The sequence below is a fragment of the Bacillus sp. FSL K6-1218 genome (assembly GCF_038006445.1).
Taxonomy (GTDB): Bacteria; Bacillota; Bacilli; order Bacillales; family Bacillaceae_G; genus Bacillus_A; species Bacillus_A thuringiensis_S.
Genome location: NZ_JBBOVE010000001.1, coordinates 1728985 through 1755395 on the forward strand (window position 1 = coordinate 1728985; position 26411 = coordinate 1755395).

Sequence of the window (26411 nt, forward strand, 5' to 3'; positions counted from 1 at the left end):
ATGGAGCAATCAAAGGGTATTAAGATTGTCTTTTTAATGTGTCTAGGTATCTTTCTTTGTATGATTGATACGACAATTATGAATATAGCTTTACCGGCAATACAATCGAGTGTAAATACTTCGTTAGAAAAGATGTCTTGGGTATTAAATGTTTATACAATGACGATTGCAGTACTTGCCATTCCGTTAGGGCGGATAGCTGATATCTTTGGAAAAGCAAAGATGTATATTCTTGGTCTGGTGATTTTTGGTGGTGGATCGGCACTTTGCGCTTTTGCTAATACAGGTGATTTTCTTATTTTTTCTCGTTTTATACAAAGTATTGGGGCAGCAATTTTATTTCCAACAAGTATGGTAATTGGTGTATCAGCTATGCCGTTAGCTAAAAGGCATGTTGCGCTTGCAATTTTAGGAGTAACACAAGGATTGTCAGCTGCTATGGGACCAGTAATAGGTGGAATTATTACGCAAAATTTAGGATGGAGATGGGTGTTCTTCGTTAATGTTCCGGTTTGTATAATAGGAATCGTGTTATGTTGCATCATGCTACAAATAAAAAATGAAGAACGTATTATCTCAAAAATAGATTGGATAGGACTACTATTAAGTAGCACAGCAATTTTTTCATTTACTCTCATATTAGTAAAAGGTAATACATGGGGATGGCAAAGTAATATTGCTTTGTCTTGTTATGCAATTAGCACTATTTCTCTTATTCTATTTGTTTTAGTAGAACGAAAGATTCATAATCCAATGGTGAATTTAAAGTTATTTCAAGATCGAATGTTTGTCGGAGCGTCAATCGTTGTTATATTGAGTAATTTATTTTTAATTGGAGTTACTGTATTGCTTCCAACTTTCTTGACGAAACTACAAGGTCGAACGGAAATTGAAGCGGCTTTTTTAGTGACACCAATTTCAGCAATGATATTTTTTGTCTCACCAGTTGCAGCAACTTTAATTGAAAAACTCGGAAAAGTAACTATTATTTTGTCAGGCTTTCTTGTTATGGGGCTTTCCTACTATTGGTTGCAAATAATCAATGTTAATTCAACAAATATAGAAATTATTATTCCATGTATGATATTAGGTGTTGGATATGGTTTAGTAGTGGGGCCAATTACAGTTTTAAGTGCTTCTTCATTTGAAGGAGAACTGTTAACTGCTTCTCAAAGTGTTGTATCAATGTTACGACAAGTTGGAATTGTATTGGCGGTTGCAATATTTGTCTCTAATTTAACTCACAATTTAACTGTAAATAAAGAAAAAGTATATCGTTATGCAGAAGAAAAGGTGCGTAATATTCATGTGAATAGTGCTGAGCAAACTGAAATTTTACAAATGACTAAAGAGAAAATAGAGAATCAAAGTTTAGAGTCGAATATAAATAAGAAACAAAATGCAATGACAATGGGATTAAGTAAAGAGAAAAAGGAAGAATTGATTCGCGACAAGACGGATGAAATATTAAGAGAAGTTCCAGTAGAATATAGAGATGTAAAAAGAGAAGAAGTTATGAGGCAAGTGACAAAAGAAGTTGAAAAACAAGAGGAAAGTATAAAGAAAGAGGTACTCACATTTTCGAATGATGTGAATCATTATGCCAAGAATCAGATGGCAATGAGTTTTACAGATTTATATAAAGCAAGTGTGCCAATTATTTTAATTTGTGCTTTCGTAAGTTTGTTGTTTTGGGAAGGGAAAGCTTTGAGTAAAAAGAGAAGGGGAAGATTAGTAGAAGAAGCGTAAAGAAAAACAGGCTGCTATAGCCTGTTTTCCTTACGTTAGTATGAAAAATCTGGATTTAATTCTTTAAATTTATGACTATAATGCCTTTTATTATTAAAACCAACAAAATCAATTCCGACGCAAGATTCTAAATTTCCGTCTACAATCGTAGAATCCACGAAGCTTAAATGTTTTAATTTTTGTAGTTCTTTAATGAATTGTAGATTTCGTATGTTACCACAACTTGATAAGATGAGAGTTTCTAATTCCGTTAAATAGCGCAAATATTCGTGGTTTTTAAGCTTACTGCAATGGTCGAATTCGATGTATTTTAAAGTTGAAGCATTGTTTTCAATTTCATCAATATGCTCTAAATTTCTTAAATAATTGAGTTCTAAATGCTTTAATTTAGGTAATGACCTACATCCTTTTAATGAATTAATGTTCCCTTGTGTAATGCTTAGTTTTTCAATTTTTTGTAAAGACATTAATTCTTCAAGGTTCTTTTGTTTCGGTTTGTATTTCCGAATGTATAGTTCTTTTAAGTTAGGACAAGATTCGAAGCCTTTAATGTTTTTATTACACTGTATGTGAAGTTCCTCTAAATTTGTAAAGCTTTCTAGCTCTGTTAAGTTTAGTGGAACTTGTGGTTCTTCTAGTGATAAAGATTTTAAGTTTTTTAATTTATATAGGGCTGAATAATCAGTAATATATATACTACTAATGTGTAAGCTTTCAATTTGCGGGCAGCGTTCAAGAAAATTAATATGGTGCAAACTATACCTAAGATCATTAATGTAAACATCAGTAAAGTTGTTTGTATTAATGAAGTTTACGTATTCATCCAGTCTGTTTTCATGGATTTGTACTGTGCCATCCATAACTAAAAAGTTTTGTGGTTTCTTTTTGATAGATATTTGTAAAGGATTCATGTATTGAAATATTTCTGTCTTGTTTTCTAAAATAGTTTCAACACTTCTTTTGACAGTTGGAACATTGTCTCTTTGTTTGTAAGCTATTAAGGTTGACTTTATTTCTGACGGATCTGTTAATAAAATTTTTGGAGCCATTTCATGTAGTACATCTTCATTTGCAGGTATACAGCTAACCATTGCATCAAGTGCTATTAAACTTAAAGGGTGTCCTTTTGTTAGCCAAGATTTAATTCGTCTCCAAGTTAGTTGTGATACTGCAGCTAATCGCGCCCAATCGTTATGAAATGATACTGCATGTTCCTCTATCCAATCTAATGTTTCTGAGGATTGAAAAGAATGCAGACAAATGAAGGAAGTGGTCGGAAGCTCACTTTTTAATACTGTTTTTAGCCTTTCTATTACTAAAGGAAAGGCTTCTTCAAATGGTAAACAATAAGCTGCAGCGTGAGAAAGAGGTGCAAGTAAATCTTCATCAAATGCCTTCCACAGTTTTCTTATCCAATCTGAGGCGAATTCTCCTAGTATACATATAACAATCTCAAGTAATCTAGTTTTAATTACACCATTCATTGTGTTTGAAAAGCGATTTATAACAGCATCTAGTACTTCGTTTTGATCGTACCTATTAAGAGCTTCAATTTCTGCTTCTTGAAGAAACCATCTAGTCATGGTGTAATCAAGTAATTCCTCTAAACTAGAGCGAACTTCTTCTAAAGTGGGGACGGGTGTAAGTTTGTGCTCATTCATCTCTAATTTTGGTTGCTTCGCTTTACCATCTTCTTCATAAAAACTATCATGCAAATAATATTTATAAGGTGAGTGAATCATTACAAGGTGGTACCATTCTTTAGGATGTAAAGATAACGAAATAAGACGCTCATGACATTGGTTACATAATTTATAAGGTTGATTTGCTTGATCGGATTCTTCTATTTTATATACTGGATCATGTTTGCAAGCTTCACATAATTCTACTGTTTTTTTCATTGTTTTCTCCTTGCATATTGTGAATATTAGTATTTTTAATATAGCATGGGATAAGTCGAGTATGATTAGAAAGTTTTTTAGAATGAAAGGAAGGAATGGAAAATGCCATTGAATATGTAACGTTATACATAGTACATTAACAAGAGGGATTAATTTTAAAAGGAGGATGGGGAATTGCTAGATAAGGCAGGGGCTTTAATAGATAATCATGTGTACACAGAAGAAGAGCAACAAAAACTATACAAACGAACGTTAATAATCGTCAGCATTTCACAAATGTTTGGCGGTGCAGGACTAGCTGCTGGTATTACAGTGGGAGCACTTCTTGCGCAGCAAATGCTTGGAACAGATGCATTTGCAGGATTACCAACTGCTATGTTTACATTAGGATCGGCATTCGCAGCTTTCATAGTAGGGAAGCTTTCGCAACGATATGGACGCCGGATAGGTCTTGCAACAGGGTTTATAGTAGGCGGATTTGGAGCAATTGGTGTTGTAATGGCAGCTTTAACAAATAGTATTATTCTTTTACTTATTTCTTTACTTATATATGGTGCCGGTACAGCCACGAATCTACAAGCTCGTTATGCAGGTACAGATTTAGCAGATAAGAAGCAGAGAGCAACGGCTGTTAGTATTACGATGGTAATGACGACTTTCGGTGCAGTTGCAGGACCAAATTTAGTAGGGGTAATGGGAAGTTTTGCTCATTCAATTGGAGTTCCTAAACTTGCAGGTCCGTTCATACTATCGGCAGCAGCATTTATACTGGCGGGTCTAGTTCTTTTTGTTATGCTTCGTCCAGATCCTTTGATTATTGCTAACATAATAGAAAGATATAAACAGGAACATACATATAAAGGACAACCAATAACAGAAGAAGCGAAAGAAAATAAACGAGGTATTACAGTTGGAGCAATCGTAATGATACTTACGCAAATAGTGATGGTTGCGATTATGACGATGACGCCAGTTCATATGGGACACCACGGTCACGGTTTAAGTGCGGTAGGACTTGTGATAGGTTTTCATGTAGGTGCAATGTATCTTCCATCTCTCGTTACAGGAATGTTAATTGATAAAATTGGCCGAACTACAATGAGCATAGCTGGTGGAGTGATTTTACTTGCAGCGGGTGTCATAGCTGCGATAGCGCCAAGTGATTCTTTATTATTATTAATCGTTGCTCTGTCTTTACTTGGGCTAGGATGGAACCTCGGATTGATAAGTGGTACAGCACAAATCGTTGATTCCACAACACCGTCTACACGTGCTAAAACACAAGGGAAAATAGATGTTTTTATTGCGCTAGCTGGAGCTTCTGGTGGAGCAATGTCAGGTATGGTAGTAGCGAATTCAAGTTATGCGGCATTGTCATTGGCTGGAGGCGTGTTAGCGTTATTACTTATTCCTGTTGTGATATGGTCTCGAAAAGGGGCAAGAAATTAAATGAAAAAGAGGTTCTAGTTACTGACTAGAACCTCTTTTTATACACTTAAATTAAATTCCACTCTACAATAAGTCCTAAATGCGTAAGTCCGCCACCAAATCCGTATAGTAAAAGTGTGTCTCCGTTATTTAACCTTCCTTCTTTTATAGCTAAATTTAAAGCGAGTGGAATGGTGACTGAAGAGGTATTCCCCATATATTCCACGCTCGTTAATGTTTTTTGTATTGGAATTTGAGATTTTTCGCAAATAGATTCAATCATTCGTAAGTTAGCGCTGTGGGGTATGAACCAGTCTATATCATCTACTTGCATATTTGCGGTATGTATTAAATCTTTTATGCCTTTTGGCACTGTACGTGTTGCCCATTTATATACTTCTCTTCCATTTTGAACGATTTTTTCATTTGTTTGCAGTGGTGTGCCATTCATAGTAGTAGATAAGTTTGTTCTATATAGATGAATGCCGCCATCACCGTTTGTTCCCATGTGAGCAGCGATAAAGCTTGGGGTGTCTTCATCTCTTTCTAATAAAATAGCTCCAGCACCATCACCGAATAAAATACAGGTCGTTCTATCGCTATAATCAGTAACTTTAGATAATGTCTCTGTCGCTACGACAAGTACTTTTTCATGTGATCCAGAAGTGATTAAGCTATTACCGACGTGTAGTCCATATGTAAAACCAGCACAAGTTGCATTTAAATCAAAAGCTAGTGTATGAGGTATGTTGAAGTATTGTTGTATTTGGCAAGCAACACTAGGGAAAACGTAATCAGCAGTAGTAGTAGCGACAATGATACAGTCGACATCTTCTAAGTTTTTCTTATATGTTGTACATAAATTTTTAATTGCTTTAATGGCTAAGTTTGAGGAGTATTCTTCGTCACTAGCGATTCTTCTTTCCTTTATTCCTGTTCTTTGTACAATCCATTCATCATTCGTATGGACCATCTTTTCTAAATCGTTATTAGACAATATTTGATCTGGAACATAAGTACCAATTGCAGTAATACGAGATTTAGAATGCATAGGAACATCTCCTAACTTTTATTTTTTATAACCTGATACTAATATTAGGTTATAAAAATGTCAATAAAGATTTTTGTTGTATTAAAACGATAATACTTAACTTACTATGAAGGAATTTGGCGAGTGCTGTAAAAATAATATACGAGAAGTTTCTAAAATTGATAATTGCTTTTGTTATTTTTATTGTGAGAAAAATTCGCAAAAAATGAAGATTAAAGTAAAAATATAAAGATTTTCTTTAGTATGATATAGGTTGTTAAACCTTGTGAAAGCGAATTACTTATGCTACACTTTATGTAACTTAAAATGAACGGAGGGGCTTCCTTTGATCTTAATCAGATTACGTCTCAATACTTTGTGCCAATAATTGAATAGCGCTCAAAGGCTCTGTCTGTGTACAGAGTGAACGGGATTGGTCTGCCTATTTTAAAGGAACCCTTTATTAAGCTTATATGTGAAAAAGAGGGAGGGACGAATACGCCCTCTTTTTGTTTTGCCTTTATAAATAGAATGGGATTGTATAAGTGAACACTTACTGTGGATACGTATACAATCTTGGGACTTTTTGACTATAAAATAGGATGAAAGCATAGCTTTCTTCTATTTCTTTGGTGAACCCTTATCCGTTTACGAAAACACAGGCAGCGACCTGTGTTTTTTATTTTACGTAATCGAAATGGAGGAATAAATATATGGAAGAAGTATTACAAAGAGCAGTTTTAGTTGGAGTAAATGTAGGTAATGAAGATGATTTTGCATATTCGATGGAAGAGTTAACAAATCTTGCGGAAGCTTGTGATGTAGAGGTAATTGGGCAAGTAACGCAAAATTTACAACGAGTAAATCCATCGCATTATATCGGAAAAGGAAAGATTGAAGAAGTTGCAGCGTATGTACAAGAAATAGATGCGAATATGGTTATCTTTAATGATGAATTATCTCCTTCACAAATTCGAAATTTAGAAGAGGATTTAGATTGTAAGGTAATTGATCGTACCATTTTAATTTTAGATATTTTTGCGCAACGTGCGAAAACGAAAGAAGCACAGCTACAAGTAGAAGTAGCACACCTTCAGTATATGATGCCTCGTTTAATCGGTCTTCGTGAATCGTTAGGGAGACAGAGCGGCGGCGTTGGTACGAAAAATAAAGGTGTCGGTGAAAAGAAGTTAGAGTTAGACCGTCGTAAAATTGAAGAACAAATTTCAGTTTTGAATAAAGATTTAGAAGCGCTCGTTGCCCAGCGTCAAACGCAGCGAAAGCAGCGTAAGAAAAATGAAATACCTGTTGTAGCATTAGTAGGTTATACGAATGCAGGAAAGTCAACGACGATGAATGCAATGCTTGAAATTTATAATGGTACAGAAGAAAAACAAGTATTTGAAAAAGATATGTTATTCGCGACGTTAGAAACATCTGTACGAAATATTGATTTGCCAGATAATAAATCATTTTTATTAACAGATACAGTTGGATTTGTAAGTAAATTACCACATCATCTTGTGAAGGCGTTCCGTTCAACGTTAGAAGAAGTAGCGGAAGCAGACCTACTTATTCACGTTGTAGATTACGCAAATCCAAATTATGAACAATTAATTGATATTACAAATGAAACGTTAAAGAAAATTGGAGTAGAAAATATTCCAACGATCTATGCTTATAATAAATCAGATATGGTAGATGTTGAAATTCCGAAAGTGCAAGAAGATCGCGTTTATTTATCAGCGAAGAAACATGTTGGAATTGAAGAACTTGTAGAAATGATTCGCTCACACATCTATAAAGAATATACGAAGTGTGAAATGTTAATTCCATATGATCAAGGACAGGTAGTTTCGTATTTCAATAATCATGCACACGTTTTATCTACGAGTTACGAAAACGAAGGTACCAAATTACAAATAGAATGTAAGACGAGTGATTACGAGAAGTATAAGCATTTTGCAATTTAATGTAAGAGGCAACCCAGTATGTGATTGGGTTGTCTTTTTTTGTACTGTTTTACCGCTGAAAGTTACAAGGATGCAAGCCAATGACGGGAGTTAAGTTATATTTCTGGAAAAAGAAATGAAAGCAGTATAGAATAGAAATGTTTCAAAAGTCAGAATTTATTACACCTACTGTAATAAATATATATTTTGTACAGAAAGGGGAGATTCACATATGCAGGCAGTTTCACACAAAAAAACTGTAGAAACACCGACAATATATCGAATTTTATTTGCGATTAGCTTTGGGCATTTTTTAAATGATTCGATGCAAGCAGTTGTGCCGGCGTTGTTTCCTATTTTGGAAAAAACGATGAATTTATCCTATATGCAAGTAGGGTGGATTGCGTTTGCATTAAATATGACGTCATCGATTATGCAACCGGTGTTTGGTATGTATTCAGATAAGAAGCCGTCACCATTTTTATTACCACTCGGCATGTTTTCAAGTATGCTTGGAATGATTGGACTCGCGTTTGCACCAAACTTTATTATTGTTATTATTTCTGTTTTATTTATTGGTTTAGGTTCCGCGGTCTTTCATCCAGAAGGCGCTCGTGTTGCGTATATGGCGGCAGGTGCAAAACGAGGGTTAGCGCAAGCAATTTATCAAGTTGGGGGAAACACGGGGAATTCTCTAGCTCCTATTTTTACAGCGCTAATTTTCGTTCCACTCGGTCAAATTGGTTCATTAGGTTTTACAGCATTTGCAGCAGTAGGAATTGTATTATTAATTTTCGTATCGAATTGGTACAAAAATGAATTAGCAACCGGTGCTGTAAGAAGGAAGAAGAGGGCTGCACTTGAGGCGGAAAATGCAATTGTAAGTACACACATTAAATTCGTTATTATACTTCTTGTTTTTCTTACTTTTGTACGCTCTTGGTACGGTGCTGGTATCGGGAATTTCTATCAATTTTACTTAATAGAGCATTACGGTTTATCTATAAAAAATGCCCAGTATTTCGTATTCGCATTTATGATTGCTGGTGTGTTAGGAACTTTCTTCGGAGGACCGTTAGCAGATCGATTTGGTAAGAAAAATATCATCGTATTTTCAATGTTAGGTTCAGCGCCACTTGCACTGTTATTACCACATGTCTCACTTGTGTGGGTCGTACCGTTATTTTTATGTATCGGTTTTATTAGTTCAAGTAGTTTTAGTGTAATTGTTGTATATGCACAAGAGCTTGTACCTGGAAAAGTGGGAATGGTGTCAGGATTAATCGTAGGTCTTGCGTTTGGACTTGGAGCATTAGGTGCTGTAGTTCTTGGGAAATTAGCAGATATATATAGCCTGCAATTTATTATGCTATTATGTAGTTGTCTACCATTAATTGGACTCACTTCATGGTTACTGCCAAGTGATAAGAAAACGATAGAATAGGGGATGCGCTATGAAATTGTGTGAAAACGTTACGGAATTAATAGGAGATACACCTGTCGTCCGATTATCTAAATTTATTCCGGAAGACGCAGCAGATGTGTATGTGAAACTAGAAATGTTTAATCCATCGCGCAGTGTGAAAGACCGTGCTGCTTATAATTTACTTCACGTTGCAGAAGAAAATGGTCTCATCAAACCAGGAGATACAATTATTGAACCGACAAGCGGGAATACAGGGATTGGTTTAGCGATGAATGCAGCAGCTAAAGGGTATAAAGCGATTTTAATTATGCCAGATAATATGTCAAAAGAGCGTATTAATTTATTGAAAGCATACGGAGCAGAAGTAGTTTTAACACCAGCAGAACAAAGAATGCCAGGAGCAATTGCGAAGGCGTTAGAATTGCAAAAGCAAATACCGAATAGTTTTATTCCGCAACAATTTGAAAACCCAGCTAATCCGAATATTCACCGTTATACGACTGCGCTTGAAATTTACGAACAAATGGATGGAGAGCTGGACGCTTTTGTTGCAACGGCAGGAACAGGCGGAACGATTACAGGGACTGGTGAAACGTTAAAAGAGAAATTACCAAACTTATATATTGCAGTAGTGGAACCGAAAGGATCACCCGTTTTATCAGGTGGTGTGCCAGGTCCTCATAAACTAGTAGGAACAAGCCCAGGGTTTATCCCGAAAAACTTAAATACAGAAGTGTATAACGAAATTATTCAAATTGCAGACGAAGAGGCTTTAACGACAATGAGAAACTTAGCTAGACAAGAGGGATTATTAGTTGGGCCGTCTTCTGGAGCATCTGTTTATGCTGCAATCATGATAGCGAAACGTCTAGGCGCTGGTAAAAAAGTTTTATGTATTGCGCCTGATACAGGTGAACGTTATTTGAGCATGGGGTTATTTGAATAAAAAGGATAGAAACACCTTAATAGTGAATAGCTGCTATTAAGGTGTTTGTTTTATGGAATGAAGAGGGGGAGAAGAACAATGAAACTATTAAAACCAACCCATGAATATAGTGAGCATATTACAGCGTATAGACACGCGTTTTTACACTCAGGGGAACAACCACATGGAAGTAGTTCTTTACAAAACTTTGATTCTCTTGATGAATGGTTTGAAAAAGTGAGTAAACAAGAACTAGGAGAAAATTTACTAGATAATCGAGTGCCATCTAGTCAGTTTTTAAGTTTTGAAAAAGAGGAACTTATAGGTTTTGTGAATATTAGACATAGATTAAATCCAGAATTATTACGGGAAAGCGGTCATATTGGATATAGTGTCCATCCAAATAAACGTCGCCACGGTTACGCTACGAAACAACTACAACTTGCATTAGCTGAAGCGCAAAAATTAGGATTGCAGAAAGTATTAATAACTTGTGATAAATCCAATATCGGTTCTGCTAAAACGATTCAAAAGGTTGGCGGTGTGTTAGAAAATGAAATAGTTTCTTCTCGTACTGGTGAAGTTATTCAGCGCTTTTGGATAGAAATATGATGTAGTAGGAATTTGAAAAGGTAATGCAAGCTGTAATATCGAAATAGATAAATGAAATATAGGGGATTACTGCAATTTTAGGGGGAAATGAAATGGGATTAAAAGAGAAAGCAATAGAGATGTCAGAGATCTATAGGCAAAATCCGAAAGTAGAAGCCATTATTTTAGCGGGTTCAGTAGCTAGAAAGCTTGAAGATGAACATTCAGATATAGAATTACATATTTTATGGTCAACACCGCCAGAAGATGAGGATCGTAGGGCCCCTATTCATCATATTGATGGGACAATATTATCGTATTATCCGTATGAGGAAGAAGAATGGTCGGAAACGTATTTAACGAAAGAGGGAATTAAATTAGAGATTAGTAACTTTTTAACAGAGACAGTAGAGAAAGTGATTTCGGATGTGGTGGATCAATATGATATAAGTTATGAAAAACAATGTATTGTATCATCCGTTCATGATGGTGTTAGTTTGTATGGAGAAGAGAAAGTGAATGAATTAAAAGATAGAGTAGTGGTATATCCAGATGAACTAGTAAAACGAATGATTTCAGAAAATCTATGGTTAAGTAATCGTTGGCACAATCGAAAGGCGCTTTTAAAACGGAAAGATTGGCTTATGCTTTATGATGTTATTTGCGAAGTACAAAGGAACGTATTCGGTGTTTTATTTGGTTTGAATAAAATGTATGTACATCATCCAGCGTTTAAATGGATGCCTAATAATGTGGAACGAATGACTATTAAACCTGAAAATTTATATGAACGTATGGCGGACACATTAATAGGGAGTCCAGAAAATAGTGTGCAGGAGTTAGAGTTGCTAATAGAAGAAGTGTTGCAACAAGTTCATACATACGCGCCAGGAGTAAATGTGGATGAGCAAGAAAAATCGATTTTTTATTTTGTGAAATAGAAAACAGTAATAAGGGGGAAGTTATGGGTTTTTTTAATAGGTTTTTTAAAAAAAGTTGAAAAAGTAAATGAGCAAGAAGCCACTCTTCATGAATTAAGTGAAGAATTGTATGTTGAATCACCGGTAGAGGAAGCGACTAGTTACTGGGTATCAATGGCACAAAATATAATTGTTAATGCTGTAAAGGCGGCTGACAATGATGTGGAACGTGCCTTCGTATTATTGAATTTGAAGAAAGGTGAGGCTTCATTTGATATTTTCTATCAAATAAATGGGCAATTGTATTTCTGGGATCAGCTAGAAAATGAGACGATAAGAAATAGAATTCAGAACGAGTTGTTACCGCAAGCTCCAGAAGTTTCAAATGCAGTAAATGAGCAATTTCATGAAGCTGATCACCCTATAATTTCGTTTGCGCAATTGCAGTTTGAATGGGAAACGAAAGCCTGGTTTTCACATATAATTTGGGAAGATAACCTTGCTGCTCAATTGCCCAAAACTCAAATTCTAAATGAATGGTTTCGTGTAATTAAAGAAGAAACGAAAAATAGACCACTGGATAGTGATGCGAAATTTTCTTGGTATCCATCAAACTCTTAAAAAATTAATACAGAGAGACAGGTTATGTTTCTAGATGATTTGTATTATTGAATAAGTATCAATAATACGTAATTCTTTTTCTATTGCCTGTTAGAATTCGTTATGTACTAATCCACTTGTTTTCTAAACTAAAAACTTATATTTCGAATTTTGAAATAGATTGTAATACATAAAAATTCGAAATATAAGTTGACACTATTTTTAATGTGTGATAAAAATGATAGTAATCAATTCGGAAAATAATATTTGGGCAATGAAAGGGTATAGTAGTGAATATCTCCCTATTTCAGAGAGCTGATGGTTGGTGTGAATCAGTATATAGATTATTCATGAAGTTCGTCCTGGAGCATCTTTCATAAATCTCGCATTATGAGGAAATGAAAGACGGTAGTTTATACCGTTATCAAATAAAGTGGTGAAGATTTTTTCACAACTAGGGTGGTACCGCGATATTTATCGTCCCTACGTATTTACGTAGGGACGTTTTTTATTTAGGTCCTAACTTTGGTGTGTCTTCATAACTAGGGTGGTACCGCGATATTTTATCGTCCCTACGTTTTTGCGTAGGGGCGTTTTTATTTAGGTGGTTTCTTAGTGTTCTTCACAACTAGGGTGGTACCGCGATATTTTTGTCGTCCCTACGTATTTACGTAGGGACGTTTTTTTATTAGGGAGGAAGTGAACGTATTAGAAAAGAGTATTGATAGAACAATATAAATACCGAATTGTAACAAAGAAAAAGAGATAGAGAGGAGATTAACAAATGAATTCACAGCAATGGACATCGAAATTAGGTTTCGTATTAGCTGCAGCAGGTTCAGCAATTGGCCTTGGGGCGATTTGGAAATTCCCCTATATGGCCGGCATCGGAGGAGGCGGGGCGTTCTTCCTTATTTTCATCGGTTTCACATTATTAATTGGTTTACCGCTATTATTAGCTGAATTCGTTATCGGAAGAAGTACACAAAAAGAGGCTGTTGATGCATATAGAGAAATCGCACCAAAAACATTATGGCCATGGTTAGGGAAATTAGGGATTGTAACTTGTTTCATATTACTTTCTTTCTACAGTGTTGTAGGGGGATGGATTTTATTATATTTATGGAATGCAATTACAGGTAGACTATGGGAAGGAAATGGAGCATACGAAGCTACGTTTGGTGAAATCATTTCCAATCCATATTTAGCAGTTGGATCACAGCTATTATTCATTCTTATTACTATTTTCATCGTAAGTAAAGGTGTACAAAATGGTGTTGAAAAAGTAAATAAATATTTCATGCCAGCACTATTCGTTTTATTCTTTGTATTAATCGTTCGTGCACTTACATTAGATGGTGCTGGAGAAGGAGTTCGTTTCTTCTTACAACCTGATTTCTCACATGTAACATCAGAAGTTATTTTATATGCAATGGGTCAATCATTCTTCTCATTATCAGTCGGTGTAGCCGTAATGGTAACGTATAGTTCATACTTACCGAAAGAAGAAAGTTTACCACGTTCGGCATTTTCTATCGTAGCTTTAACTCTTGTTATTACATTACTTGCAGGACTTGCAATTTTCCCAGTTGTGTTCGCATTTGGAATGGAACCATCTCAAGGGCCGGGACTATTATTTATCGTATTGCCAGCTATTTTCAGTAAAATGGCGTTCGGAAAATTATTCTTCATCGTTTTCTTATTACTATTCTTCTTCGCTACGATTACATCAGCAATTTCAATGTTAGAAATTAGTGTTGCATCTTTAACTGCAAAAGGTAAAGGGAAACGCGAAAAGATGGCTTTAATCGTTGGATTATTAATTTTCGTTGTTGGGGTACCATCAGCATTATCATTCGGTATATTAAGTGATCTGAAGATTTTCGGAAAGACAGTCTTTGATTTAGCGGACTATGCAGTAAGTAACGTATTAATGCCACTTGGTGTATTATTAGTTTCTATCTTTGTTCCTTTAAAAATGAAGAAAGATATATTAATGAAAGAGCTAGGTGTAAGTAAAAATAAAGGCTATAAACTGTTCGTATTATGGTTATTCTTACTTCGCTTTATCGCACCAATTGCGATAATTATCGTATTCTTAAATGTACTTGGCATTATTTAAAAAGAAAGGTAGCGTATCGCTCTATGATACGCTACTTTTTATTTTGCTCTTTTTTGCAGTTCGTTTACTGTTACGAACTGATAGCCCTTCTTAGATAAAGAGTCTAAAATACCTTTAATCGTTTGTAAATTTTCATTAGAATCATCGTACATAGAGTGCAGTAAAATGATAGAACCTGGTTTTACATTTTTATTAACGTATTCAATTTTATCAGCCGCAGATTTATAAAAAGTATCAGGCTCAAGGTCCCATGTGATTGTTTCGATATTGTTTTTATTTAAATAATAGGGCAGACCAATTAGCTTTTTCCCGTTAGGTGGTCTAAAATCAATTTCGTCTGTAAATCCTGTTTGGCGGATGAATGAATTCGTTTTTTCTATTTCTTCTTTAATAAAAGAAGGTGTTTTAAAAACCATTCTGTTATGAGAGTATGTATGGTTTCCAATTTGGTGTCCAGATTGTACGATATCTTCTCCTAACGATAGGTTTTTCTCTAATTCATTTCCGATTAAAAAGAATGTAGCTTTTGCATTGTATGTCTCTAGTAGCGGTAATATTTGTTTTACATTGTTCGTAGGGCCATCATCAAAAGTTAAAGCAATCACTTTTTCATTTGTTTCTACTCGGTTTGTTACATCTCCAAACAATTGAAAACTTCTTGCGTTCATCAACTTGTATGTTCCAAATAATACTACAGTAATAATGAATAATGTAACGATTGTAATGATTATTTTTTTCTTCATAACGCAACCTCACTATACTTTTTGATTGGACTAAAAAGTATTATATCAAACTAAGTAATTTCATGCTTAAAAAAGGATGTGGATGCAAGGGGAAGGAATTTATCATATAATAAAATACAAAAGGTATATTAGGAGGTGTTTATATGGCGATTATAATTCAATTGCCAGACACTGCAGCGTCTCATGCAAAGCCAAGTATGGAAATGGCGATACTTTGCGTGAGGTAGACAAGTAATATACAATCGCCTAAATGAGCTCGTATCATTTTTTATATTTGGCTTTGCACCTTATTGAAATGAACCATAAAAAATAAGGGGCGAGCAGAAATGAAATACGTTAAAGCTGCGACGGTTTTACCAGAAAGTTTAATTACTGAAATTCAAAAGTATATACAAGGTGAAACAATTTACATTCCAAAACAAGAAACGAAACATTATAAATGGGGTACACGATCTGGAGGAAGAAAACAACTAGATGAAAGAAATAAAGCAATTAAAGAAGCGTTTAAAAGCGGAATTTCCATTCATCAACTTGCGGAGGAGCATTTTCTTTCCGGAGAAACGATTAAAAAGATTGTGTACTCTAAATGAAGATAAAAGAGTCTAGTTCAATTATTAAATTGAACTAGACTCTTTTTGCTTTGTATCTACTTGATATGAATGGGCATGATAATAGCAATATTGTACCGTTTTTTTACTAAATAGAATACATAGTATTTGAGTGAAAAGCAGAAAGGTGAACATATATGAATCATATTGGACAAATAACGATAGAGCTTTTAGTTGGATTTTTTGTTCTGTTAATTGCTACGAAAATATTAGGGAAAACACAAATATCTCAGCTGACGCCATTTGATTTTATTTCTGCTATCGTTCTTGGTGAGCTTGTTGGGAATTCAATATATGACCCTAAAATTAAAGTGTGGTCTATTTTATATTCAGTATTTGTATGGGTGGTTTTAATTTATACAATAGAAGTGATAACACAAAAAATAAGAGGAACAAGAAGGTTTTTTGAAGGATATCCTTCCATTATTATCCGTAATGGAAAGATTGACCGAGAACAATTAAGTTCAAATCATTTGGATATTAATCAATTACAACAAATGCTAAGACAACAAAAAGATATATTTTCAATCCGAGAAGTTGAATATATGATCTTGGAACCTAATGGAAACATAAGTGTTCTGAAAAAGAGCAAATATGAATCTCCGACTATAAATGATTTAAGCTTAAAACATAAGCCTGTATACTTACCGGTTTCATTAATTAGTGATGGAAAAGTAGTGAAAGATAATTTGAGAGAAGCAGGCTTTGATGAAGGATGGCTTTATAAACAAATAAAGCAAAAAGGGATTACTAAATTTGAGGATGTATTATATGCAGAATGGAAAACAGACGATGGTTTCTTTTGTCAGGAAATGAAGCGGTAGAACATAATCGGAGTATGTAATATTTGTTTCTAAGTTATCTTTTACATATCAAAAAGCTGAAGCATTGTATACAATAAGATTAGATCAACAATTTGTATGGAGTGATAAAGATGGAAGCTTTTATTAGAAGTGATCAATACAATTTTATAAAATCACAAGCTTATATTTTAGCAAATGGGCATGCAACGGCAAATGATAGAGGTGTAATTCAAGCATTAAAATCACTTGCGATTGAAAAAATAATACATGTATTTGAAAATTTAACAGATGAACAGAAAGAGTTAATTGATACGGTATTAACAGTTCAAAATAGAGAAGATGCAGAATCATTTTTAATGAAAATAAATCCGTATGTCATTCCGTTTCAGGAAGTTACAGCGCAAACATTAAAAAAATTATTTCCTAAAGCGAAAAAGTTAAAACTTCCTGATATGGAAGAACTGGACATGAAAGAATTATCTTATTTAAGCTGGATTGATAAAGGGTCAAGCAGGAAATTTATTATAGCGAAAAATGATAAAAATAAGTTTGTTGGTCTGCAAGGAACGTTCCAAAGTTTAAATAAAAAGAGCATTTGTTCATTATGTCATGGACATGAAGAAGTAGGGATGTTTTTAGTTGAAATTAAAGGTGATGTACAAGGAACTTTCGTTAAAAAGGGAAACTATATTTGCAAAGATGGTGTAGCTTGTAATCAGAATATGAAATCACTTGATAAATTGAACGATTTTATTGAACGATTGAAGAAATAAAGAAAAAACCTCTAGTATTTAAACTGGAGGTTTTTATTTTTTGAAGAAGTAATAATAGGCTTCTTTTGTAGCTGTAAATTTATAAAAAAAGTCGGGTCATTTATAATGAAATTAGATAAAAATATCTATTTGGATACAGTTGCTTATATGCGAGGAGGTAAAACATGAATTACATTTCACCGAAAGAAGAAATGTTAAAAGTGAAACGGTGGCCTAAAGGTACGATAGCGGCAGGTCGTGGTCATACAGTTGCTCTTAAATCGGATGGCACAGTTGTGGCAGTGGGGCGAAATAAAGAAGGAGAATGCAATGTAAGCGGTTGGTGTGATATTGAAGCAGTCGCAGCGGGCAATGTTCATATGGCGACGAACACGGGTAATGCTCATACAATCGCTCTGAAAAGTGATAATACTGTGGAAGCGGTGGGGTGGAATAAGCATAATCAATGTGATGTAAACGAATGGCATAATATTGTATCGGTTGCGGCGGGATGGCGTCGTACCATTGGTCTTAAACCGGATGGCACGGTAATAGCGGTGGGGCGAAATAAAGAAGGAGAATGTAATGTAAGTAGCTGGAGAAATATTGTGGCGGTCACGGCGGGTGATTGGCATACAGTCGGTCTTAAATTGGACGGCGCAGTGACGGCAGTGGGGAATAATCGATATGGCCAATGCAATGTAAGTGGATGGCGTGGTATGGTGGAGTTGGCGGCAGGTTACCTTCATACTGTTGGTTTGAAATCGGATGGCAAAGTGATGGCCGTGGGTAATAATAAGCTTGGTCAATGCGATTTAGGCAGCTGGAAAGATATTATGGCAATAGCAGCTGGTACGAATCATACAATCGGACTTAAATCAGACGGTACCGTGGTGGCAGTAGGCTGGAATGAGTATGGTCAATGTAATGTAAGTGATTGGCGCGATATTATAGCGGTAGCAGCTGGTTGTGCGCATACGGTCGGTCTTAAATTAGATGGCACCGTGGTAGCAGTAGGTGATAATACATACGGTCAATGCGATGTAGGTAGTTGGCGCAACATCCGATTGCCTGGCAAATAGTTAATGTACAACAAATCATTAGTAATATTATTCTATTTTAGGAGTAATTATGGTAAAGGAGATGTAGAAAATAATCAAATTTGCATTTGATGAATAAGAATCTCTTTTCAAAAGGGGTTCTTATTCTTTTTGCGTAAAATAAGTATCTAAATAGAATTTTTAAACAAGCTTTATTTCAAAGCTACAGTAGAAGAGATAAATAAAGCATAGGAGAGCTGAAGAAATGCTTAAAAAGTTTTTGCTTTCTTTACCGGATGTTTTACTTGTATGCGTTGTTCTCTACATAACATACACAACTACTTTTAGTTTTGGACAGACGTTAGTAATTTTAATTGCAATCGGAATCATTGGTGGTCTTGTCATAAGAATTTGTACGGATGTATTCACGTATATAAGATGGACAATTAAACAGAGGGAATCTTGAATATGTTGTATTGCTATTAGGAGGGAATGAAATGACTAAGAAGAAGAGTAGAGTGAAAAATGAAATCGCACTTTGGACATTGACAGCGGTTGTTCTCATCATTGCATGGCACTTTTTCAAAGATAAAAATGCATCGTACTTAAAAGGTACGATGCATTTTTATTATTATTTTTGCCAATTTTCTTTTATAAAGTCTTCACGGCCAGATTCTTTTTGCTCATTAGCATATTTTTCTGGGTTCTTTTTATAGAAATGTTGATGGTATTCTTCAGCCTCATAAAAAGGTGCAGCCGAGCGAATTTCAGTTACGATTGGCTCTTTAAACATACCGCTTTCTGCAAGAGCTTGTTTTGATTTTTCAGCAAGCTCTTTTTGCGTTTCATTATGACAAAAAATAGCAGTGCGGTAAGAGGGACCACGGTCAAAGAATTGTCCGCCATCATCAGTTGGATCGATTTGTGGCCAATATAAATCTAGTAATTTTTCATATGGAAAAATAGAAGGATCGAATGTAATTTGTACAACTTCTAAATGACCAGATGTACCAGCTTTTACTTGTTCATATGTTGGGTTTTCTACATGACCACCTGCATAGCCAGAAAGTACTTTATGAATACCAGGAAGTTCATCAAATGGCTTTACCATGCACCAAAAGCAACCGCCTGCGAAGGTTGCGAGTTCGTATGTTTTTTCGGACATTGTTGTAATCCTCCTAAATGTATATGTTTTATATAGTATTATACAATTTTTTTTATTGCGCAATAAAAAAAATTTAGAAGTAAAGAAAAATTGAAATATATTTCTTTATAAAGTCTTTAAAATTCCTTCAAAGTTTCTTTTTTTCTGAGTGTTATGATGTAAATCGAAGTGAATATGTGAGGTGATAGGCAATGAATCCATATATGAAAATTAATAGTTTACAACAAAAAATGAAAGAGAGACTAATATGAAAAAGGAATTTATACAAAGCGATTTAAGAAATATATTAATTGCGGCATGCTTACTATTAGGGTTAGTTATTTTTGGATATTTTTTAATAAATAATTACCCAGGTACAAATGAAAAAAAGAAGTTAACAGATGCAACATCTACTTCAGAATCAATTACATCTATTGCTAATTCAGATGCCAAAAAAAGGGTTACAAAAACTTTTAATATTACGGCGAAAGTAGCAAGTGTAGATTTGGGAAATGGGAAAAAGGTAGATGCATGGACCTTTGATGGAACATCACCGGGTACTCAAATTCGAGTTAAACAAGGTGAACGTATTGTTGTAAATTTGAAAAATGAATTGCCAGAACCAGTTACAATCCATTGGCACGGATTAGATGTTCCTGCGGCGGTAGACGGTGTTCCAGGTGTTACGCAAAATGCTATAAAACCAGGTGAAACATATACATACGCATTTAATGCTGATCAGGTGGGGACATATTGGTATCATTCACATCAAAAAAGTGCAATACAAACGGAGTGGGGACTATTTGGAACCATTGTTATTGAACCGAATAAACCAGCTGTAAAATATGAAAAGGATTATACAGTGGCGATCCATGAATGGAAAACAGGAGCCATAAAAACCCGTAAGCATAATGGCGAACAAGATAAAGATTGGGATAGCTACCCTAGCAATCATATTCGAAATGAAAAGGCGCAAACTTTAGAAGGCCCGTTAATGATGCCAAGTAATGATCAACTCAAAGATTTATCTGATGGAGATGATTATGATGCATTTACATTAAATGATACAAGTGAGGGACTACGATTGGATGCAAAATCAGGTGAAACAGTACGCCTTCGCTTAATTAATGCTGGGAATAATACGCATTTAATGACATTAGTTGGGGTGCCATTTCAAATTATCGCATTAGATGGTCGTGATATAAAAGGTGGGGACGAGCTAGATAAAGCAATTCTTCCGATGGGAGCTGCACAACGTTATGACCTTGTTTTTAAAATGCCGGAAACAACGAGTGTAAAACTTATTAATGTGGATCCATCTAAGAAAATGAATCGTATGTTAACGGCGACTATTGGGAACGGTTCTTTGCCGAAAAAACCTATTGATATAAAGAGTTATCCATGGTTTGACTTTACGAAATATGGAGAAAAAGAAGTTGGCAAGTTTACGATAGATTCAAAGTTTACAAAGGTCTATGATATGGATTTGGCAGAAGGTGTGAAAGATGTAAATGGACAAGAAAAATGGGTGTATACGATTAATGGAAAGACATCACCTAATATTCCACCCATTAAAGTAGAGAAAGGAGATAAAGTTAAGATTCGCTTTAAAAATAAGGGAGAAGAAATTCATCCAATGCATTTGCATGGACATACATTCCAAGTTATTTCTAAAAATGGTAAACCAATGGAGGGAAGTCCGATTTACTTAGATACAGTTAATGTTTTTCCGGGAGAAGAATATGAAATTGGTTTAGAGGCAAATAATAGTGGACTATGGATGGTTCATTGTCATCATCTCGTTCATGCGGAAAAAGGAATGCATACGATGATGAATTATGAGGGGGTAACTACTCCATTTTCTACCGGAGATCACTCAGGTAATCATCCAGAATAATAATACGGAGGTTTTCATGCTTTATAGAATAATAGTATTTATTTTAACAAGTGTAAGTATATTTTTATTTTCTCATAGTAGTGTATTTGCTCATACAAGTGTTGTAGGAGCCACCCCTAAAGAGGGGGAGGTTCTTACAGTACAACCGGAACAGATTATTCTTGAATTTAGTGAACCAGTTACAGGAAATGTAGTCAATATTGAACTGCTAGATCCAAGTGCAAAGAGAGTGCAAGTATCAAAGGTTGAAATATTAGATAACCCAACAAAAATAAAAGTGAAATTACCAAACTTAAATAATGGTACTTACACAGTAAGGTGGTCTATGATTTCTGCAGACGGACATCCGAGTGAGGGAGGCTATCCCTTTTCAATTGGAGAAGAAGTACAAACTAATGTAGTGGTAGAGGGAAATGCGAGTGGGAGTGGCTCAGTATTTTCAGATGTTATGATAGTAACACTACGCTATATTGTAGAGGGAATGATTTTAATTGGAGCAGGAGTAAAGTGGCTCGATATGTTTGTAAAACGTTATAGATTACCTTCCATATTGCAAAGAATGAAGAATATGAAAAAGATTTTTTTCTCTATACTTGTAGTAGGATTAATAGCCGAATTAATAGTGTATAAGTCAATTATTCCGAAGGAGAGTTTACTTATTCATTCGCCATTTTCAGTTATTATTATGATTCAACTGCTATTATTAGTTCTTATGTCTTTGCAGCATATGGGGAACGAATGGTATGCGCTAGTTTGGGGATTTCTTGTTGCGAGTTTTTCTTTCACAGATCATGTATGGATTACTAATCCAAATTGGGCAGCAGTTATAATTAGAATGGTCCATGTTATGAGTATTGCAGTGTGGCTAGGAGCACTTATTTATTTAGCTCTTGTTATAGCGTGGACAACATTATACAAAATTACATTTGATCAAAAGCGTTTCCGTAAACATTTTAGTATTATTGCTGGTATTTCATTTATTCTAGCATTTCTTTCTGGGGAATTAATTGTGTTTTTACAGACAAGGAATTGGGTGCTTTTTAATTTTAATTCAATATGGACGAACCTTTTAAATATAAAGATTCTTACTGTATGTATAATTACAATTGTAGCATGGAGACAAACGAAAACATGGGGTAACGATATTGGAACAGTTAATCGCCGTTTATTGCTCTTAGAAATTGTTCTAGCTATACTCGTATTATTAGCTGGTATTTGGATGAGTCAAGTTTCGTTTCCGGTGAATTCTGTAACAAGCTAAAATTATAATGTTCATAGGAGTTCTGTAATGTCAATCCGTATTAGATTGCTGTTGTCGTATGTTGCGATGGTAATTATTCCAATCGTTTTTTGCGGTATAGCAGTTATGTTAATTAGTGTTACTTTATTTGGTGATATTCGTATTGCAAAAGCAATCATTGGTCTTAATCAAAATAGTCATTCTCTCATTGATAAAGAGCAGGAGGGAGCTATTCGTACAAAAGAAGATGAAGATGATATTTTTAGTAGGTTGAAAATTCTTTCATCGTATGCTCCAGATAAATTGGAGGATATAAATTTTTTAAAGGAAACTGATAAAGAATTAAACGATAATCAAGCAGGATTACTAATTCGAAAAAATGATGAGCTTACATATTCATCCCCATATTTTAAAATCTCTTCGTTTGATAAATACCTACCCGCATTTGAAACGGAAGGACAAAGAAAAGGAATGGATGTGAAAATAGAGGGTAATTCTTTTTACTATAAGCAATTTGATTACTACGATGAAGAGAAGGATAAGGTAAGTATTTTTGTATTTGAGTATGTAAATCCTTTAGAAGAAATGATTAGAGAATTTTTCCCGTATTTCGTATTTTCTTTAATACTTGGGTTAATTATTACGAATGGAATATTAACATATTTTATATCACGGAGTATTATTAAACCATTGCATTCATTAAAGCAGGCAACGGAAAGAATTCAAAAGGGTGATTTAGATTTTCAAGTAAAGCCACTTGCGAAAGATGAAATAGGTGAATTAAGTTTATCGTTTGAAGAGATGCGTGGCAGGTTGAAGGAATCGGTCGAGTTGCAAATGCAATATGAAAAAAATCGTAAAGAGTTGCTTTCAAATATTTCTCATGATTTACGGACGCCAATAACGGCTATTAAAGGTTATGTACAAGGAATTAAAGAGGGTATCGCTCGAACTCCAGAACAATTAGATAAATATTTAACGATTATTTATCATAAAGTGTTTGATATGGATCAATTAATTGACGAGCTTTTTCTCTTTTCAAAACTTGATTTAAAAGAGGAACCGTTTCAATTTGAAGAGGTTGAAATTAATCAATACTTATCTGATTGCATAGAAGAACTACAGCTTGAATTACAAAATAAGGGAATTGCAGTGAGATGGGATGCTCAAAAGGATACTTCTATTTTGGTAAAAGGTGATCGTGAAAAATTACGTCGTGTTATTACAAATATCATTTGGAATAGTGTGAAGTATATGGATAAAGAAGAAGGATATATAGGAATTCGCATGACCGAATCTATTGATTATGTAACGATTTACATAAAAGATAATGGGGTAGGAATAGAAGAGAAGGCGTTGCCTCATATATTTGAAAGGTTTTATCGTGCAGATCATTCTAGAAATTCTAAAACAGGTGGAAGCGGACTTGGTTTGTCAATTGCACATCAGATTATCACACAACATGGTGGTGATATTTGGGTAGAAAGCAAAAAAGGTAAAGGAACGACGCTGGCATTTACATTACAAAAAATCAATTAGAAAAAGGAGAGCATCTTGAAAAGAATTTTAATTATTGAAGATGAAGCTATTATAGCAGAGTTAGAAAAGGATTATTTAGAGGTTGCTGGGTATACAGTAGATATTGATTACTCTGGCGAAAAAGGTTTACAAAGAGTTCTTCTAGAGGATTATGACTTGTTAATTTTAGACATAATGTTACCGGGAATAGATGGATATGAAATTTGTAAACAAGTTCGATTGGAAAAGGACATACCAATACTTATGGTGTCCGCAAAACAAGAGGAAATCGATAAAATTAAAGGGTTAGGTTTTGGAGCAGATGATTATATTATAAAACCGTTTAGCCCGAGTGAAATGGTGGCACGTGTAAATGCTCATCTAGCTCGTTATGATCGTTTAACAGGAAAACGAGAACTAATAAAAGATGAAATTCGTATTCGAGGATTGTTTATTGATAAATCGGCCCGACGTGTATTTGTAAATGGAACTGAGGTCATGTTAACCGGAAAAGAATTTGATTTATTAACTTGTATGGCAGAACATCCAAATCAAGTATTTAGTAAAGATCGTCTCTTTGAAACTGTATGGGGGATGGATGTAATTGGTGATGCAGCAACGGTTGCTGTACATGTGAAAAATATTCGTCAAAAAATTGAACTCGATCCATTCGATAAATCATATATCGAAACAATTTGGGGAGTAGGATATCGTTTTACACAGTGAAAAAGGCCAGCAAAAATGCTGGCTTTTTTTGCGTAAGTAGATTAAGAAATTACAAACAAGATCCTCCGCTAACATCAATTAATTGTCCAGTAACCCAGCGGCTGTCTGGAGAAGCGAGAAATGCCGCGGTATCGGCAATATCTTCTACTTCACCTAAGCGATTAAAAGCGGAAATGGTAGTAGCGTACTGTTTCATCATTGGGTCGCTCAAGAGTTCCTCATTCATATCTGTTTTAATAAATCCAGGAAGTATTGCATTCACTGTTATTCCTCGTGCTCCGAGCTGTTTTGCTAGTGTGAAAGTCATTGTATTAATAGCGCCTTTCGTCATACTATAGGCAACGAAATCAGGTAAAGAAATACGAGTGGCAGCGGATGAAATATTAATAATTCGGCTATTGTCACGTAAACGAGATAGAGCTTGTTGGATGATAAAGAATGGTGCTTTTGCATTAACTGAAACCATTCTATCAAAAAATTGTTCAGTCGTTTCTTCAATAAAAGCACCAGGACCAATTCCAGCGTTGTTTATTAAAATATCAAATTTAGTACTACCAGTTCTTTTTTGTAATTCGCTATCTAAAGAACTATAAAGGGTTTCTACACCATGTAAAGATTCAAGGTTTGCACCGATAGAAAAAGCAGATCCGCCATTTGATTGAATTTCATAAACAGTTTCTTCAGCATCTTCTTTTCGATTTCCGTAATGAATAGCAACCAATGCACCGTCATTTGCTAAACGTTTAGCGATCGCTCGTCCAATTCCTCGGCTTGCTCCTGTAACTAACGCTACTTTCCCTTTTAACATAGTTTCCTCATCTCCTCATAAACTTTATAAGTTTTTCTTTATGTAGTAATGCAAACATACTTAAGTAATATATGAGTGTATGTAAGTAATGCATTCCAATTTTGATTTGAGAAAAAATAAATAGAATGAATTTTGATTTTTTTTGAAAAAACATGTTGACAAGGAAAAGAACAACGTCCTATAATACGTGTAACAAATAAAAGTTAATTAAGAATTTTCTAACTTTATATGTTGTATATGCAAAGAAGAGGAAAGTAGATGATTATGATCGTTTCAGAGAGCTACTCCAAGGCTGTGAGGGTAGTAACAATCGAATCATTGAAGATCACCTCGGAGCATTGCTTGCGAAAGGGAAACTGAGTAGAGGGCGGCGGCATCGTCTCCGGTAAAAGGACGGAGGTCTGATTGGACCTACAAAGCTTATATTTCGTGAGAAGTATAAGGAAGCTGAGTGGTAACGCGAAACTCTCGCCTCAGCAATCAAAGCT

22 protein-coding genes, 1 pseudogene and 1 other annotated feature are annotated in these 26411 nt (G+C 34.8%); of the genes and pseudogenes, 18 read left to right on the top strand and 5 right to left on the bottom strand.

Features of this window, described 5'->3' with window-relative positions; all coding sequences use genetic code 11:
• Window positions 1–1749, top strand: coding sequence for an MFS transporter (locus MHI26_RS09080; RefSeq protein ID WP_061666794.1), 1749 nt, complete (start codon window positions 1–3; stop codon window positions 1747–1749).
• Between the two features lie 35 nt (window positions 1750–1784).
• Here MHI26_RS09080 and MHI26_RS09085 read toward each other — a convergent pair whose 3' ends face one another.
• Window positions 1785–3650 carry a hypothetical protein gene (locus tag MHI26_RS09085; RefSeq protein ID WP_061666793.1) on the bottom strand — a complete coding sequence of 622 codons (1866 nt, stop codon included), beginning with the start codon at window positions 3648–3650 and terminating at the stop codon, window positions 1785–1787.
• A gap of 174 nt (window positions 3651–3824) precedes the next feature.
• On the opposite strand from MHI26_RS09085, the gene MHI26_RS09090 reads away from it, so the two are divergent.
• Entirely contained in the window at window positions 3825–5099 is a 1275-nt protein-coding gene (locus MHI26_RS09090; RefSeq protein WP_061666792.1) for an MFS transporter, read from the top strand.
• Window positions 5100–5145: 46 nt separating this feature from the next.
• On the opposite strand, the gene MHI26_RS09095 is transcribed toward MHI26_RS09090, so the two are convergent.
• The gene (locus tag MHI26_RS09095) at window positions 5146–6129 is read right to left on the bottom strand and encodes a ketoacyl-ACP synthase III (RefSeq protein WP_016513032.1); all 984 of its coding nucleotides are present in this window, start codon (window positions 6127–6129) and stop codon (window positions 5146–5148) included.
• Window positions 6130–6821: 692 nt separating this feature from the next.
• Here MHI26_RS09095 and hflX point away from each other — a divergent pair.
• The 7 genes and pseudogenes from hflX to MHI26_RS09130 all read left to right on the top strand — a co-directional run bounded on the left by hflX (window position 6822) and on the right by MHI26_RS09130 (window position 14644).
• Complete coding sequence (hflX, locus tag MHI26_RS09100) at window positions 6822–8081, top strand: GTPase HflX (RefSeq protein ID WP_000393283.1); 1260 nt, start codon at window positions 6822–6824, stop codon at window positions 8079–8081.
• 211 nt (window positions 8082–8292) lie between these two features.
• Window positions 8293–9504, top strand: coding sequence for an MFS transporter (locus MHI26_RS09105; protein WP_001149399.1), 1212 nt, complete (start codon window positions 8293–8295; stop codon window positions 9502–9504).
• Between the two features lie 10 nt (window positions 9505–9514).
• Window positions 9515–10432 carry a cysteine synthase A gene (gene cysK, locus MHI26_RS09110; protein ID WP_000762271.1) on the top strand — a complete coding sequence of 306 codons (918 nt, stop codon included), beginning with the start codon at window positions 9515–9517 and terminating at the stop codon, window positions 10430–10432.
• A gap of 78 nt (window positions 10433–10510) precedes the next feature.
• Entirely contained in the window at window positions 10511–11023 is a 513-nt protein-coding gene (locus MHI26_RS09115; RefSeq protein ID WP_061666791.1) for a GNAT family N-acetyltransferase, read from the top strand.
• A gap of 92 nt (window positions 11024–11115) precedes the next feature.
• Window positions 11116–11943 carry a DUF4037 domain-containing protein gene (locus MHI26_RS09120; protein WP_000523201.1) on the top strand — a complete coding sequence of 276 codons (828 nt, stop codon included), beginning with the start codon at window positions 11116–11118 and terminating at the stop codon, window positions 11941–11943.
• 23 nt (window positions 11944–11966) lie between these two features.
• Window positions 11967–12543 (top strand): annotated as a pseudogene (locus tag MHI26_RS09125) (hypothetical protein).
• 244 nt (window positions 12544–12787) lie between these two features.
• Window positions 12788–13010 (top strand) — a binding site (T-box leader).
• Between the two features lie 296 nt (window positions 13011–13306).
• Window positions 13307–14644 carry a sodium-dependent transporter gene (locus MHI26_RS09130; RefSeq protein WP_061666790.1) on the top strand — a complete coding sequence of 446 codons (1338 nt, stop codon included), beginning with the start codon at window positions 13307–13309 and terminating at the stop codon, window positions 14642–14644.
• Window positions 14645–14682: 38 nt separating this feature from the next.
• Here MHI26_RS09130 and MHI26_RS09135 read toward each other — a convergent pair whose 3' ends face one another.
• The gene (locus MHI26_RS09135; protein ID WP_000726882.1) at window positions 14683–15387 is read right to left on the bottom strand and encodes a polysaccharide deacetylase family protein; all 705 of its coding nucleotides are present in this window, start codon (window positions 15385–15387) and stop codon (window positions 14683–14685) included.
• Between the two features lie 326 nt (window positions 15388–15713).
• Between MHI26_RS09135 and MHI26_RS09140 the strand changes: the two genes are divergently transcribed.
• From MHI26_RS09140 to MHI26_RS09160, 5 genes are all read left to right on the top strand, one after another.
• Window positions 15714–15977, top strand: coding sequence for a CD3324 family protein (locus MHI26_RS09140; RefSeq protein WP_000878309.1), 264 nt, complete (start codon window positions 15714–15716; stop codon window positions 15975–15977).
• 155 nt (window positions 15978–16132) lie between these two features.
• The gene (locus tag MHI26_RS09145; RefSeq protein ID WP_061666789.1) at window positions 16133–16819 is read left to right on the top strand and encodes a DUF421 domain-containing protein; all 687 of its coding nucleotides are present in this window, start codon (window positions 16133–16135) and stop codon (window positions 16817–16819) included.
• Window positions 16820–16929: 110 nt separating this feature from the next.
• Complete coding sequence (locus MHI26_RS09150; RefSeq protein WP_000387068.1) at window positions 16930–17571, top strand: FusB/FusC family EF-G-binding protein; 642 nt, start codon at window positions 16930–16932, stop codon at window positions 17569–17571.
• Window positions 17572–17735: 164 nt separating this feature from the next.
• Window positions 17736–18632, top strand: a complete 897-nt coding sequence (locus MHI26_RS09155; RefSeq protein ID WP_061666788.1) for an RCC1 domain-containing protein — start codon at window positions 17736–17738, stop codon at window positions 18630–18632.
• Window positions 18633–18855: 223 nt separating this feature from the next.
• Window positions 18856–19056, top strand: a complete 201-nt coding sequence (locus MHI26_RS09160) for a hypothetical protein (protein WP_061666787.1) — start codon at window positions 18856–18858, stop codon at window positions 19054–19056.
• A gap of 165 nt (window positions 19057–19221) precedes the next feature.
• Here MHI26_RS09160 and msrA read toward each other — a convergent pair whose 3' ends face one another.
• Window positions 19222–19755 (bottom strand): peptide-methionine (S)-S-oxide reductase MsrA, encoded by a 534-nt coding sequence (msrA, locus tag MHI26_RS09165; protein ID WP_061666786.1) that lies wholly within the window; start codon window positions 19753–19755, stop codon window positions 19222–19224.
• 247 nt (window positions 19756–20002) lie between these two features.
• Between msrA and MHI26_RS09170 the strand changes: the two genes are divergently transcribed.
• Genes MHI26_RS09170 through MHI26_RS09185 form a run of 4 tightly spaced genes read left to right on the top strand, consistent with a single transcriptional unit; the run spans window position 20003 to window position 25115 of the window.
• Window positions 20003–21631 (top strand): multicopper oxidase family protein, encoded by a 1629-nt coding sequence (locus tag MHI26_RS09170; protein WP_061666785.1) that lies wholly within the window; start codon window positions 20003–20005, stop codon window positions 21629–21631.
• A 16-nt stretch (window positions 21632–21647) separates the two neighbouring features.
• Window positions 21648–22892: a copper resistance CopC/CopD family protein gene (locus MHI26_RS09175; protein ID WP_000966875.1), complete on the top strand. Its 1245-nt coding sequence runs from the start codon at window positions 21648–21650 to the stop codon at window positions 22890–22892.
• Between the two features lie 27 nt (window positions 22893–22919).
• The gene (locus tag MHI26_RS09180) at window positions 22920–24410 is read left to right on the top strand and encodes a sensor histidine kinase (protein ID WP_061666784.1); all 1491 of its coding nucleotides are present in this window, start codon (window positions 22920–22922) and stop codon (window positions 24408–24410) included.
• Window positions 24411–24425: 15 nt separating this feature from the next.
• Window positions 24426–25115 (top strand): response regulator transcription factor, encoded by a 690-nt coding sequence (locus MHI26_RS09185; protein ID WP_000821645.1) that lies wholly within the window; start codon window positions 24426–24428, stop codon window positions 25113–25115.
• Window positions 25116–25164: 49 nt separating this feature from the next.
• Here the strand turns inward: MHI26_RS09185 and MHI26_RS09190 are convergent, their stop codons facing one another.
• Window positions 25165–25923 (bottom strand): SDR family oxidoreductase, encoded by a 759-nt coding sequence (locus MHI26_RS09190; protein WP_061666783.1) that lies wholly within the window; start codon window positions 25921–25923, stop codon window positions 25165–25167.
• Window positions 25924–26411: the final 488 nt, after the last annotated feature.